At 34.8% G+C, this 13617-nt stretch carries 13 protein-coding genes and 1 tRNA gene; 13 read left to right on the top strand and 1 reads right to left on the bottom strand.

Going from position 1 to position 13617, the window contains the following annotated elements; translation table 11 throughout:
- The first annotated feature begins 117 nt into the window (after window positions 1-117).
- The 6 genes from IJI93_RS04020 to IJI93_RS03995 all read left to right on the top strand — a co-directional run bounded on the left by IJI93_RS04020 (window position 118) and on the right by IJI93_RS03995 (window position 8139).
- The gene (locus tag IJI93_RS04020) at window positions 118-1617 is read left to right on the top strand and encodes a DUF2193 domain-containing protein (protein WP_292820258.1); all 1500 of its coding nucleotides are present in this window, start codon (window positions 118-120) and stop codon (window positions 1615-1617) included.
- A 10-nt stretch (window positions 1618-1627) separates the two neighbouring features.
- Window positions 1628-2395: an MIP/aquaporin family protein gene (locus IJI93_RS04015; RefSeq protein ID WP_292820255.1), complete on the top strand. Its 768-nt coding sequence runs from the start codon at window positions 1628-1630 to the stop codon at window positions 2393-2395.
- A 143-nt stretch (window positions 2396-2538) separates the two neighbouring features.
- Window positions 2539-3357 carry a DUF368 domain-containing protein gene (locus IJI93_RS04010; protein WP_292820659.1) on the top strand — a complete coding sequence of 273 codons (819 nt, stop codon included), beginning with the start codon at window positions 2539-2541 and terminating at the stop codon, window positions 3355-3357.
- A gap of 68 nt (window positions 3358-3425) precedes the next feature.
- On the top strand, window positions 3426-6017 hold the full coding sequence (locus tag IJI93_RS04005; RefSeq protein WP_292820252.1) for a DEAD/DEAH box helicase: 2592 nt from the start codon (window positions 3426-3428) through the stop codon (window positions 6015-6017).
- Window positions 6018-6022: 5 nt separating this feature from the next.
- On the top strand, window positions 6023-7627 hold the full coding sequence (locus IJI93_RS04000) for a helicase HerA-like domain-containing protein (protein ID WP_292820249.1): 1605 nt from the start codon (window positions 6023-6025) through the stop codon (window positions 7625-7627).
- A gap of 8 nt (window positions 7628-7635) precedes the next feature.
- Window positions 7636-8139, top strand: a complete 504-nt coding sequence (locus IJI93_RS03995) for a hypothetical protein (protein ID WP_292820246.1) — start codon at window positions 7636-7638, stop codon at window positions 8137-8139.
- Here the strand turns inward: IJI93_RS03995 and IJI93_RS03990 are convergent.
- Complete coding sequence (locus IJI93_RS03990) at window positions 8118-8543, bottom strand: DUF123 domain-containing protein (RefSeq protein ID WP_292820243.1); 426 nt, start codon at window positions 8541-8543, stop codon at window positions 8118-8120. The two genes, IJI93_RS03995 and IJI93_RS03990, sit on opposite strands and share 22 nt — an antisense overlap.
- Before the next feature lie 152 nt (window positions 8544-8695).
- On the opposite strand from IJI93_RS03990, the gene IJI93_RS03985 reads away from it, so the two are divergent.
- The 7 genes from IJI93_RS03985 to IJI93_RS03955 all read left to right on the top strand — a co-directional run bounded on the left by IJI93_RS03985 (window position 8696) and on the right by IJI93_RS03955 (window position 13617).
- Window positions 8696-9109: a DUF371 domain-containing protein gene (locus tag IJI93_RS03985; protein ID WP_292820240.1), complete on the top strand. Its 414-nt coding sequence runs from the start codon at window positions 8696-8698 to the stop codon at window positions 9107-9109.
- A 59-nt stretch (window positions 9110-9168) separates the two neighbouring features.
- Window positions 9169-9255 (top strand) — tRNA-Leu (locus tag IJI93_RS03980).
- 98 nt (window positions 9256-9353) lie between these two features.
- Entirely contained in the window at window positions 9354-10205 is an 852-nt protein-coding gene (gene galU, locus IJI93_RS03975) for a UTP--glucose-1-phosphate uridylyltransferase GalU (RefSeq protein WP_292820238.1), read from the top strand.
- A 1-nt stretch (window position 10206) separates the two neighbouring features.
- The gene (locus IJI93_RS03970; RefSeq protein ID WP_292820235.1) at window positions 10207-11175 is read left to right on the top strand and encodes an NAD(P)-dependent oxidoreductase; all 969 of its coding nucleotides are present in this window, start codon (window positions 10207-10209) and stop codon (window positions 11173-11175) included.
- A gap of 2 nt (window positions 11176-11177) precedes the next feature.
- Window positions 11178-11858, top strand: a complete 681-nt coding sequence (locus IJI93_RS03965; RefSeq protein ID WP_292820232.1) for a glycosyltransferase family 2 protein — start codon at window positions 11178-11180, stop codon at window positions 11856-11858.
- Between the two features lies 1 nt (window position 11859).
- Entirely contained in the window at window positions 11860-13083 is a 1224-nt protein-coding gene (locus IJI93_RS03960; RefSeq protein ID WP_292820229.1) for an aldo/keto reductase, read from the top strand.
- Between the two features lie 324 nt (window positions 13084-13407).
- Complete coding sequence (locus IJI93_RS03955) at window positions 13408-13617, top strand: TIGR04165 family Cys-rich peptide (RefSeq protein ID WP_292820226.1); 210 nt, start codon at window positions 13408-13410, stop codon at window positions 13615-13617.

The following is a 13617-nucleotide window of genomic DNA, read 5'->3' as shown; positions in this document are numbered from 1 at the left end:
TTTTGTAAAAAATTTTAAATAAATTTAAATATTTCACTGAATAAACATTTAATTAACACTATTAATGGCTACAATTATTTAGCTATTGGTAGTACACTTATCATTTAAGGTGATAATATGAGAGAGTTATATGAAAAGATGATTAACGAATCAATGGCTGCTCAAAAGGCAGACGTTGCAGTTATATCAGAAAATAGATACAACGACTTTAAAATAACTGATGCAAAACCGTACGCTGATGCAGTAGCAGAAATGACTGCATTAGACAACCAAGCGGAATCTGTAATAAACTTACACAAGGATTCTGTCAAAAACCACTTTGAAATATTATCTTCCATTACAGACACTTTAAAATGTGAAGATGACCCATTCATTGAACATTTCCAAACTCCTCCAGTTTTAGAAATTTTATGTGAAGAAGATGGTGAATTTGCAGACAGTTTAGATAAATTCATCCAAGCTATCGCTGATAATGAAGCACTTGTTGCAAAAGAATCTATCAGAAGATATGGTGGATTTTATGGACCTACTTGTGTTGTGGACTTTGCATTAATGCCAGGTAGTACCAGTAATGTTGTAAATCAAATATTACAAAAAACTGACATTCCTGTAGCTCACAAACAAGCAATACTTTCAGCCAAATCATGGGGTATGAACACTTCATATGGTATTGGAGATGCATTTGCTAATGCAATAGAAGCAGGTGCTACTGCAGCTGAAGCAACTGAAAAGGAAATTGCAGCATTACAAATGATTTATAAAACTCCTATTGAAGGACAAGGCACTTTAATGGATGATGCTGACCACTCTTCATTTGATGTAAGAGACTACATGAACAAATATAAAAAGGCAATGACCTCAACTGTTAAAGCAGCAATGGATGATGGAGTACATTATGGTAACATTGTAACAGTTCCTGCTTACTGTGTTGGAGATATTGGGCACCACATTGGTCAATCCACTTACAATATGTGTAAAGATGATGTAACACTAGCTATCGTTCAAGCAACAGCTGAAGTTATCGGATCAACTTTAACTTCCAACTTAGACAATTATAAATCTGAATTTGATGTATTAAAATTAGCTACTGGTTCATCAGCATGTGCAACTGAATTTATATTAGAATTAGATGGATTTAATGCACCAATGGTTGTAGATTTATTCTCAAAAAGATTCCACAACTTCGTACAGCAATATCCTACTAGAGGTGCAGCTGCTGAATTGCACAACTGTGACTTCATGGACATGATTTACAGAGGATTCAATGCAATCAGCGGAGCTAGAAAGTTCAGAGCAGGTACTGGTGGAGAATTAGCACCTAAAATCAATGGAATGGCTGTTGACTTAAGCCCTATTTTAGCTAATGAAACAGTAATGAACCCACAAAGATACACTTACCCAGCATGCGCAATAACAGTAAGATTCTCATCACTTATGAGATTAGCAGACTACCCATGTCTTTTAACTTCAGAACCTATTACAGCAACCATGATGACAAACATTATTGCACTTAACAAAGAAGCACCAGGTTCTCCTGTAAGGGGATGTAAAAACTGTGCTGCTGCTTCATTAGTTGACAACAAACACGAATACTGTCAATGGAGAGAATCTGTATAGGTGAGAAAATATGACTTGTAACATTAGAAAAAAATTTTTTGCTGAACTTTTAGGAACATTTTTCCTAGTATTTTTCGGTACAGGATCTGCTGTTGTAACTCTATTGATTTCAGAGGCTGCTGGAGTTACTGGAATCGGACCTTTAGGAGGACTTGGGGATTGGATTGCTATTGCGTTGGTATTTGGTCTAACTGTAATGATATGTATTTATGTATTCGGTAAGATATCCGGCGCACACTTAAATCCAGCTGTAACCATTGGGCTACTTGTAACCAAAAACATAGCTTTAGTTGACAGTATTTATTATATTGTTGCACAAGTTATTGGTGCATGTTTAGGAAGTATTTGTCTATTCTTATGCTTAGGCGCTCCTGCTGTTACTATAGGCGGACTTGGTGCTACTGCTCCGGGATTGGGTGTAAGTTACTTCCAAGCAATGTTTGCAGAATTCTTAGGAACTTTCTTCTTGATGATGGTAGTAATGGGTGTTGCAGTAGATAAGAAAGCGGAACCTGGCTTTGCTGGAATATCAATCGGTATGACAGTTGCTGCAGTAATTGCAGTTTTAGGCGCATTTACAGGTGCTTCAATCAACCCTGCACGTACATTCGGACCATACTTGATGGACACTCTACTTGGCGGTGCTAACCTTTGGGCATTCTTCCCAATATATTTAGTTGGACCTATCCTCGGTGCAATTTGTGCAGCATTTGCATATGCATATCTTGCTAAAGACAGTGGAGTTTGTGAACTTCCACAACCGTTTAAAGATGAATAATTCTCTGAATTATTCTTTTTTTTCCTTTTTTTTAGATAACTTATTTAACATAAGATTGACTAATATTATAGTAATTACTTTTAGGTGATAGTGTGAATTTTAATTTTAAGGAAGCTATTTTAATATTTATTCGTGGAGTCCTGATGGGTTCTGCTGATATTGTTCCGGGTGTTTCAGGAGGAACAATAGCATTGATTACAGGAATCTATGGTCATTTGGTAGAAGCAATCAGTAAAATCAAATTTGGATTTGTAAAACCATTATTAAAAGGAGATTTCAATGGTTTTTTAACAGAATTATTTGAAGAAATAGATTTCGAATTCTTCATACCTCTTGTTTTAGGTATTGGAATTGCTTTTTTAACATTGGCTAAAGTGGTAACTTACTGTATGGATGTCTATACTGCATGGACATATTCATTTTTCTTAGGATTAATTTTAGCTTCAGCAGTGATTCTATTCAAAAAGATTGATAGGATTAATGCTAAACATTTCCTATTTGCAATTATAGGAGCCATTTTGACATTTATTTTTGTAAGTTTAAATCCAATTGCTGCTAATCATTCATTGCCTATTTTATTCGTTTCCGGTATGATAGCTATTTGTGCTATGATATTGCCGGGTATTTCAGGTTCATTCTTATTGCTATTGCTTGGTCAGTACAAATATATGTTGAATGCCCTTCACCAATTGCATTTCACTGAAATAATCGTTTTTGTTGTTGGTGCAGTAATAGGAATTCTAGGGTTTTCAAAAATATTGAATTATTTACTTAAAAACTATGAGGAATTCACCATGGCATTTCTTATAGGAGTAATGCTTGGATCTCTAAAAGTTCCGGGAGTTGAAATAATTAATTCTGCAAGTTTAAGCTTTGCAGGTTTATTCCCTTGTCTTATTGTTGCCGTAATTGGATTTGGATTAATTATTATTTTAGAGACTAGATTCGATTACATTGATTAAAATGTGACATTTTGTCACCCTTCTTTTTTTTAAAAATATATTAACAATTAACAATATAATTAAAGATAATGCTAGTATTAAAAAAGATTAAAAAACAATGGAGATTATATCCGATTGGTTCTCCAAAAGGAGCGCTAAATCATAAAAGAGAACCGGAATTTGTTGGAAACATCAAATTCAATGATGATGGAGACTCCCTATCTATTAATCGTTTTGTGGCAGATTATAACTTTAAAGACAATTCCACTTTAAATGAAAAATTGCTTCCCCCAAGTGAAGTGAATAAACTATTGCGCTCTCAAGCTGTTTTTCTGGCGACACCCGATGAAAAGGTTGAAAAATTTTTAAAGTCCTTAAATATTAAAGTAAGGCACACTAAAGTCTGTGACTACTGTGCTTATGAAGGAAATATCACTGTTGTAAATTCATCTTATTCTTATAAATACAATAATCAGCTAATCTGTAAAGATTGTGCTCTGGATACAATTAAACAGGAAATTAAACTTCAGGGATTTGACAAAAAGATATTTAGAAATCTTAAGGCAACTTTAGAAAAAACAGATGATTTGGAAAAAACGTTATCTGTTCTGTCCCCTCATTTTGATCCTTTAAAAAATAGAAAGTTGACCTTGTTTGATAAAACCAGAAAGCCGAGGCATATCGTCCCTTCGGTTGATATGAAACGCCTTAAGATACCTAAAAACTTTAGAAAGATATTAATTGATTCAGGAAATGACAAACTGCTTCCTGTTCAGTATTTGGCCATTAAGGAAGGACTCCTTAAAGGTGAGGATTTGCTGGTAGTAAGCGCTACGGGTTCCGGAAAGACTCTGGTTGGTGAGCTTGCCGGAATAACTAAAGCTCTTGAGGGAAAAAAATTCATTTTCTTAACTCCATTGGTTGCTTTGGCAAATCAAAAATACAGGGATTTTAAAAAGAAATATTCAAAATTAGGTTTAAAAGTAGCCATTAAAGTTGGAAGAAATCGTGTTAAAGCAAAAGGTGAGTTAAATCTTCCGGATAGCGATGTATCCAAATCGGACATTGTTGTAGCTACCTATGAAGGAATCGATTATCTTTTGCGCAACGGCAATTCCAGTTCCTTATCTAACTTGGGTGTTGTATTGATAGATGAAATCCACATGATTGATGATGAAGACCGTGGAACACGCTTAAACGGATTAATCAAACGTGTAAAGCACTTATATCCTAAAACCCAAATTATTGGACTTTCCGCAACTGTTAAAAATCCGGAATTTTTGGCCAGTGAATTTAACATGAAACTTGTTAAGTATGATGAAAGGCCGGTTCCCCTTGAAAGGCATCTGGTCTATACAAGAAATGAGTCCCAAAAACGTCATTTGATGATGAAATTGGTTAAAAGGGAGTTCAATACAAAATCCAAAAAAGGCTTTAGAGGCCAGACTATCATATTTACAAATTCAAGGCGAAAAACCCATCAGATTGCAAACTATTTGACTAATAAAAAAGTTAGCGCAGCAGCTTATCATGCAGGTTTATCATATTATAAAAAAGAAAAGATAGAAAAGGACTTTGATAAAGGTAAAATTTCATGTGTTGTTACGACAGCCGCTTTGGCAGCGGGTGTTGACTTCCCGGCTTCGCAGGTAATTTTCGATTCATTGGTTATGGGAAACAAATGGATTAATCCGAATGAATTTTCACAGATGCTGGGTCGTGCAGGTAGGCCAACCTATCATGACAGGGGAATTGTATATTTGCTTCCTGAAATTGGAAATGACTTTGCCGGTGAAAGTGAAGAGGCAATGGCATTGGATTTGCTTGAAAGCAATAGCGAAGATGTGTATATTGAATATGATGAGGATTCTGCATATGAGCAAATCCTTGCGGATGTTTCATCAACTTCGATAAAATCAATTGATGGGCTGAATAAATTTTATAAAAATATTGATGTAGGAATAAGTACAAAAATAGCTATTGAAGAAATGGAAAATTTGGGCATGATTGATATCACCCCATCCAATGGGCTTGAAATTACCAAATATGGAAGGGCAACTTCAGTGTCATTTTTGTCAATTGAGGATGCAGAGTTCATTAAGAATACATTAAATGATATGCAGTACTTAAAAAGGTATGTGGCATTATCTCCAATGTATAAGAAAAAGGAAAAATATGATAAACTTAAAGTTTTGATTTTGGCTCTAGCATTGGATTTGGAAATGTTTGAAAATGCATATCTGTCTAGTGTCATCCACAATCAGATTGCAAATGCACTCAAGATTAAGTTTTCAACAAGGCTCTTTGCAGAATCGACTTTGGATATCATTTCCAGTGGCGAAGCTATCCAGAAGGTTGATAAAAAATTCCAGGATGCATTGATTGCACTTCAAGTTGATTTCATGCAATGCAAGTGCCAGGACAGGCCATTTTGCAGTTGCATGCAGAGGGGAATATCTGAAATAATCGTTCATGAAAGACTGAAAGGTAAGGATCCTCAAGATATCTCAAATAAATTATTTAGAAAATATCAAATTCAAGTCTATCCGGGAGATATATTCTCATGGTTGGACAATTATGTAAAAAACCTTGATGCTATTAAAAGAATAGCAAAAGCACATAATAGAGGAAATATTGTAAAAAAGACTAATTATTTAATTAAAAAAATAGAAAATGGGTGAATACGATGTATGCGGAAGATAAAATATTGATTGGGTGTAATGACAACACAAATGTGTTTTTATCCCCAAAGTTAGCTAACCGTCATGGTTTAATAGCTGGTGCAACAGGAACAGGTAAAACAGTGACTTTAAAAGTATTGGCAGAATCCTTCTCAGATTTGGGAGTTCCAGTATTTATGGCAGATATGAAAGGGGACGTTTCAGGGCTTGCCAAAATAGGTTCTGGAAATGATTTCATAACCAAAAACAGAGAAAGGTATGGCCTTGACGAGAAAGGATTTAAGTTTAAGGAATATCCTGTGGAATTTTGGGATTTATTTGGTCAAAAGGGTCTTCCTGTAAGAGTAACTTTATCTGAAATGGGTCCGGTTTTACTTTCAAAAATCCTAAACTTGTCTGAAGCACAAGCAGGTGTATTGAATATAGTGTTTAAAGTGGCTGATGAAAAATCATTGCCGATTATTGATTTAAAAGATTTAAAATCAATGATTAATCATGTTGTTGAAAACAAAGATGCTTATGAAGGCGAATATGGTGCCATTGCTGCAAAGTCTGCAAATACTATTTTGAGAAGCTTGATTACTCTGGAAGACCAAGGCGGAAATGATTTCTTTGGAGAACCTGCTTTGGAACTTGAAGATTTTATTCAGGTTGATGATAACGGATGTGGTGTAATCAATATTTTGGATGCTCAAAAATTGTCACTTTCACCGGAAATCTATTCAACATTCCTTCTTTGGATGTTATCTAACCTATTTGAAAAATTGCCAGAAGTGGGGGATATGGATAAGCCTAAATTCGTATTCTTCTTTGATGAAGCGCATTTATTGTTTGATGACATGTCACCAGAATTCGGCAAGAAAATTGAACAGATTGTAAGGTTAATAAGGTCAAAAGGTGTTGGAGTATACTTTATTTCACAGTCTCCTGCAGATATCCCTGATGACATTTTAGCTCAGTTGGGTAATCGTGTTCAACATGCACTTCATGCATACACTCCTAAAGACCAAAAAGCTGTTAAAGTTGCTGCAGAAACATTTAGGGCTAACCCAGACTTTGATACTGCTGAGGTTATTTCCAACTTGGGAATAGGTCAGGCTTTAGTGTCTGTTTTGGATGAAAAAGGTGTTCCAACAGTGGTTGAACAAGTTGATATTGTGCCTCCGCAAAGCCATATCGGAGCAATTGAAGATGACCTGAGATCTGAATTGATTAACATCTCAACATTAAAATCCAAATATTGGGATGCGCTGGACAGCGAGTCCGCTTATGAATTGTTGTTGAATAAGATTGATTCAAACCCTGAAATTGAAAGTGAAGTGCCGGCTGAAACCATGGAAGTTATTGAAGAGGTTAAAGCGCAACAGCAGGAAGTTCCTCAAGCTCCTCAACAACAAGAAGTTCCACAGGAGGCTCCTCAACAACAGGAATCTGTCTTGGAAGGTATTTTGGGAACAGTTTTAGGTGGAGGACAACCTGCCGGAGGCAAGAAAGCTAAAAAATCAGAAGCTCAAAAGATGGCTGAAAAAGCGGCAACACAAGCAATGAATACTGCAGCCCGTGAAGTCACAAAAGGTATTATGAGAGGAATATTCGGACAAATGAAATAGGTGTTAAAATGGCTCATCCGCATAAGAATGCAATTTCCAATATGAGTGCATCTTCTTTGATTGGCATAATTGAAGAGTCAAAAATGACTTATGTGCGGGAAAATCTAAGTATTTTCCTTCATGAAAGTCAAATTAATCTTCTAAAGCAAGTTAAAAAGCATGAAAAATCTCATCATAAACGTGTTAGGGTTAAACAATATGAAAAAGCAAATAAGGACGATTTATTTGTCCTTCATTTGGATTTGTATTTGAAAAAATATGAAAAGTTGGCTAAAAAAGGACTAATTGAAATTGATAATTCTCCTGAAAACGGTCTTGCCTATGACTGTTTGCTGACCGAGAAAGGCAAAGCCATTTTGGATGAAATCGCTTCTTTGGAAAGTGAATGGGAAGGTGTTGTAGGCATTGGTGGAAATGATTTGGAAGTTTTACAGAAATTAGCACTTAATTCCTTTGAAATTTCATATAAGCACAAGAAAAAAAAGAAATTTCATATTTTAAAAAATTCATAATCCATAGCTATTGAATCATATGCATTTTTTACACATTTAATAGCTTCATTTCTATTTTTAAAGAAATATAGGTGACTTTCACATTCACAATCTGAACAGCCAAAGTCTTTGATGCCATTGCTTTTTTGGGAAATTTCTTGTGATAACTCACATTCTATTTTTTTCCCGGAAACGTTGTATATTACTTCACTAATTCCAGCATTCTCATTTTTCAATAGATAGTCAATATGCCAATGAAGCTTTTTCTCTTCACTCAAATGTCTGTTGATTCTTGCGGTTAATGAATTCATTGCCGAGCCTACATAGACATAATGTCCTCTATTGAAATTGATTTTTCCAAGTTTACCAATTTTAATTTTTGAAGTTTTATCTAGATTTATTATTAAACAGTAACATCCTTTCATTCAAATCTTTGATTCTTTTCCTAGTCTTATTTTTATTTGATTTTTCAATTTAAATATTGCCTTTAATTATCAAAAGCTATTATATTACTGATGTTCATTTCATTTATTTTGCTATCAAAAATTTTATTAATTTTTTAAACTAACTTATAATCATGATTTTTAAAATTAAAACCAAAGGCCATAAGAATGTCTCATCTCTTCACAAATCAACATTTGAAATTACAAGGGATGCTGAAATTGGCCCAACTGCCGATTGTATAATTGGAGTTGACATGAACCAGTCCATGTTAAACTTTCCTAGTGAGTTTAAAGATAAAATAGCTGATTCAAATACAAAAATTAAGGTTATTCTCGACACTGAAAACGGTCATGATGAAATAACTGGTTTTGGTCATGAAGATTTGACTTTAACCCATCCGACAGATATAGTTTGCAGAACAAGTGATTATACCTGCTCAAGAACATTGATGATTAGAGCTGATAAGGCTGCTCGCGATCTTGATAAAAATTTAATTGAAGATTTAAAAAATGAAAAAATTATGGAAGTTACTATAAAATTATGCTAAAAATAGATAACTTTATATAACTTAAAAAAGATATTTTTTTATAACTACTTTTGTTTTATGCGGGGGTGGTCGAGCGGTCAAAGGCGCTAGGTTGAGGGCCTAGTGGGTCAGTCCCTTCGCGGGTTCAAGTCCCGTCTCCCGCACCATTTATTAAAATTTCTAAACTTTTTTTTTGATTAATAAGTTATTTATAATAATTAAACTAAAATTATATATAAATTAAAAACTTATATGGTGATAAATTATGAAAGCGGTTATTCCTGCAGCAGGTTTTGGTACTAGATTTTTGCCTGCTACTAAAGCGCAACCTAAGGAAATGTTGCCTGTTTATGACAAGCCTACCATTCAATATGTAATTGAAGAGGCTGTGGCTTCAGGTATTGATGATATTTTAATTGTTACCGGTAGAAATAAAAGATCAATTGAAGATCATTTCGATAAATCTTTTGAACTTGAACAGACTTTACAGAGTGCCGGTAAGGATGAACGTTTAAAGCAAGTTCGTGCAATCACTGATTTGGCCGATATTTGTTATGTTAGACAAAAAGAGCAAAAGGGATTGGGCGATGCAATTTACTGCGCTAAAAAACATATAGGCGGAGAACCATTTGCAGTTCTTTTGGGGGATTCAATAACCAAAGGCTCTGTTCCATGCACTAAACAGTTGATTGATGTTTCTGAAAAGTATGATGCTTCTGCAATTTCCATTGAGCCAGTTCCAAAAGAAAAAGTGGAAAGATATGGTATTATTAAGGGAAATGAAGTTGAAAATGATGTTTATAAAATAGATAAACTTGTTGAAAAACCACTGGCTCATCAGGCACCTTCCAATTTGGCCATTATGGGACGCTATGTGTTGACACCGGATATTTTTGATAAAATCGATGAAACCGAACCTGGTGTCGGCGGTGAAATTCAGCTTACCGATGCACTTCAGAAACTGGATGCGATTTATGGAGTGGCCTTTGAAGGAAAAACATATGATATAGGTAATCGTTTTGAATGGCTAAAAACTTCAATTGAATTTGCAATGGATGATGTTGAATTCAGTAATGATTTGATTGAATATATGAAAAAGATGATTGAGGATTATTAGCATGGAAACTCAAAGAATTTTAGTTACTGGCGGCAGCGGATTTATTGGAACAAACCTTGTAAATGAACTTAGAAGCCGTGGACATGAAGTTTTAGCTTGTGATTTACTTCACCATGAAGGTGAAGCTGACCTTTACTCTGATTCTTATTCCGATTATGTAAGGGGGGACGTTAGGAATTACCGTCAGATGGAGAGGATTTTTGACGATAATGACAAATTTGATTATGTTTATCATTTGGCTGCCGAATATGGCAGATGGAATGGTGAAGGTTATTATGAAAACCTTTGGGAAACTAATGTTATTGGTTTGAAAAACATGATTCGCCTTCAGGAAAAACTTGACTTCAGGATGATTTCATTTTCATCAGCTGAGGTTTATGGGGATTATGAAGGAATTATGAGTGAGGACGTTATGGAAAAAAGACCAATTTCCGAAACTTATCAGATGAATGATTATGCCATTTCAAAATGGGCCGGAGAGCTCATGTGCATGAATTCCGCAACAATGTTTGGAACTGAAACAGTCCGTGTAAGACCTGTAAACTGTTATGGTCCTCATGAAGCTTATTCACCATATAAGGGATTTATTCCAATTTTTATTTATAAAGCGCTTCATGGACTTCCATATTCCGTTCATATGGGTCATAAAAGAATCATCGATTATGTTGAGGATACTGCAAGAACTTTTGCAAATATTGTTGACAATTTCATTCCTGGAGAGGTTTACAATGTTGGAAGTAAACAGGAATGGGAAAGGGACATTAAGCAATACTCTGACATGGTTCTGGATGCCGTTGGAATTGACGACAGCTTGGTAACATATACTCCTGCCGAAGAGTTTACAACAAAAGTGAAAACAATTGATTTTTCTAAAGCGATTCGTGATTTGAAGCATGATCCAAAAGTTCCTCCTGAAGAAGGTATTAAAAGGACTGTTGAATGGATGAAAGATTACTATAGAATTGAATAAGTATGAAATCAATCGTAATTATTCCTGCATTTAATGAAGAAGTTGCTATCAGTTCTATTGTAAAGCGGTCAATGAAATATGCCGATGAAGTTTTGGTTGTTGACGATGGAAGCACTGACAGAACTTTTCAAATTGCCAAAGATGCAGGTGCACGCGTAATAAAGCATTACAATAATTTGGGCAAAGGAATTTCCCTGAAGGATGCATTTGCTGAAGTTAATGGATATGATATTGTTGTCACTATTGATGGTGACGGACAGCACAATCCCGATGAAATACCTAATCTTGTCAGGCCTATCCTTGAAGACCGTGCTGATTTGGTAAACGGCAGCAGATATTTGGATGGTTTTGATGATGAGACTCCCGCTTACAGGCGTGTTGGCCAAAGGGTTTTGGATATTGCTACAAATGTCACTTCGGGAACTCATGTAACTGATTCTCAAAGCGGTTTTAGGGCTTTTTCTGGTAAAACCATTCCTTATTTCAGATTTAGGGATACCGGTTTTGGAATCGAAAGTGAAATGTTGGCTGATGCGGCCGAAAATAATTTTAGAATAGTTGAAGTTCCTATCACTGTTCGCTATGATGTTGAAAATTCATCAACTAAAGGTCCTGTAACCCATGGGGTGGGTGTTTTAATAAAAATAATTATTGATAAGATAATCAGAACGTTTAGACGATAATATGCAATACAGATTGATTAAGAAAAATGGGGATGAAATTTCTCCATTGGGCTTTGGAGCTATGAGATTGCCTCTTAAGAATGGTAAAATTGACAGAATCAAAGCTCGAAAACTTATTTTTAAAGCAATTGATAATGGTGTTAATTTTATAGATACTGCCTATCTTTATGGGGATAGCGAAACTTTTTTAGGCGAAATTTTAACCCCTGAAGTGAGGTCAAAGGTTAATATATGCACCAAATTGCCATCAATTAACGTCAGAAAATATGATGATATGGAAAATTTTCTGAATGAACAGCTAAAGAGGCTTAATATTGATTGCATTGATTATTATCTTATCCATGCCGTTGACTTAAAAACCATTAACCGTCTGCTTAAAAGGGATTTGATTAAATTCATTAATAAGGCAAAATCAGATGGCAAGATAAAGAATATCGGGTTTTCATATCATGGGCCTAAAGAAGAGTTTGAAATTGTTGTGGACCGCTATGACTGGGATGTTGTGATGGTTCAGTATAATTATTTTGACGAAAATGTTCAGGCGAGCATGGAAGGCATTGAATATGCCGCCTCTAAGGGATTGGGCATTTTTGTAATGGAACCTCTTAAGGGAGGAATCCTTGCAGGCAAGATGCCAAAGGATGCCGAAGACATATTTAAAAAGGCTAATCCGGATAAAAGCAATGCCCAATGGGCAATGCAGTGGGTTTTAAACAATAGGAATGTCACTTGTGTTTTATCCGGAATGAATAGTTTCGAACAGCTTGAAGAGAATTTGGCCATTGCAAATGAAACAACTCCTTTATCAATGAGCTTTGAAGAAATGGAAACTGTTGAGCTTGTAAAAAGGGTCATGAGAAATTCCCTAAAAATCAATTGCTCAACTTGTGGATACTGCATGCCATGCCCTCAAGGGGTCAATATTCCGGAATGCATTAAAATATACAATGAAAAATACTTGTTTGATCATAAAGGATTGTTCAATCAGTCTTTTGTTGATTATTATCAGTACGTTGGAGGCATTATGGGAAATTCTGGCAATGCAGGAAAATGTAATGCATGCGGCAAATGCTTAAGGAAATGTCCTCAGAAATTAGACATCATCTTGGAGCTTGAAAAAGTAAAAAAAGAATTTGAATTTCCGGGAGTCAATTATGCTCTGTCATTCGTCAGGCATGTCGGTTTTCCTATTTACAAATATTTTGTAAAGATTTTAAACTGTTAATTTCTTTTGACTTTATCGGTTATCTCTTCCCATTTTTGGGATTCAACTACATCAAATGTTTCCCGTCAAAATTTTTGCCTTACGATGTTTGTTGTTTCGGTAAAATTTTCATTGTTTCTCTTTTTTAAGAAATAATCATACAGGTCATATGGCATCATAATCACTTTATTTTATAAATTAATATTTAATATTGTCTTATTTGATATTTAAAGATCGTTTAAGTTATTTTGAAAAATTGCAGTCATTTAACCATCTTATTTAAACTTTTCCATCACTGATAACATTAATATATTTTGAAAACTAACTTTAATTATAGGTGAAAATATGAAACTTGAAGAATTATTAGCACCATGTCCAAAATGTGGTTCAAAAGATAAAATTGCTCACAGAAGATTATTAGACAATCACCGCGCACACGCAGAAATGAATGCGGTTAAATGTGAAGAATGCGGTTACATATTCTTTGTCAATGAAGATATGGAAGAAGACGAGAAGAAAAAATTATTAAATGAACTAAATAAGATACACGGTTAA

The organism is Methanobrevibacter sp., from assembly GCF_017431965.1.
Taxonomy (GTDB): Archaea; Methanobacteriota; Methanobacteria; order Methanobacteriales; family Methanobacteriaceae; genus Methanocatella.
The sequence above is the reverse complement of the archived record's forward strand: the minus strand, read 5'-3'. Positions and strand labels throughout refer to the sequence as shown.

Excerpts from the sequence above, each read along its gene's own strand:
- IJI93_RS04020 (WP_292820258.1), top strand. The coding sequence starts at position 118 with ATGAGAGAGTTATATGAAAAGATGATTAACGAATCAATGGCTGCTCAA.
- IJI93_RS04015 (WP_292820255.1), top strand. The coding sequence starts at position 1,628 with ATGACTTGTAACATTAGAAAAAAATTTTTTGCTGAACTTTTAGGAACA.
- IJI93_RS04010 (WP_292820659.1), top strand. The coding sequence starts at position 2,539 with ATGGGTTCTGCTGATATTGTTCCGGGTGTTTCAGGAGGAACAATAGCA.
- IJI93_RS04005 (WP_292820252.1), top strand. The coding sequence starts at position 3,426 with ATGCTAGTATTAAAAAAGATTAAAAAACAATGGAGATTATATCCGATT.
- IJI93_RS04000 (WP_292820249.1), top strand. The coding sequence starts at position 6,023 with ATGTATGCGGAAGATAAAATATTGATTGGGTGTAATGACAACACAAAT.
- IJI93_RS03995 (WP_292820246.1), top strand. The coding sequence starts at position 7,636 with ATGGCTCATCCGCATAAGAATGCAATTTCCAATATGAGTGCATCTTCT.
- IJI93_RS03990 (WP_292820243.1), bottom strand. The coding sequence starts at position 8,543 with ATGAAAGGATGTTACTGTTTAATAATAAATCTAGATAAAACTTCAAAA.
- IJI93_RS03985 (WP_292820240.1), top strand. The coding sequence starts at position 8,696 with ATGATTTTTAAAATTAAAACCAAAGGCCATAAGAATGTCTCATCTCTT.
- galU (WP_292820238.1), top strand. The coding sequence starts at position 9,354 with ATGAAAGCGGTTATTCCTGCAGCAGGTTTTGGTACTAGATTTTTGCCT.
- IJI93_RS03970 (WP_292820235.1), top strand. The coding sequence starts at position 10,207 with ATGGAAACTCAAAGAATTTTAGTTACTGGCGGCAGCGGATTTATTGGA.
- IJI93_RS03965 (WP_292820232.1), top strand. The coding sequence starts at position 11,178 with ATGAAATCAATCGTAATTATTCCTGCATTTAATGAAGAAGTTGCTATC.
- IJI93_RS03960 (WP_292820229.1), top strand. The coding sequence starts at position 11,860 with ATGCAATACAGATTGATTAAGAAAAATGGGGATGAAATTTCTCCATTG.
- IJI93_RS03955 (WP_292820226.1), top strand. The coding sequence starts at position 13,408 with ATGAAACTTGAAGAATTATTAGCACCATGTCCAAAATGTGGTTCAAAA.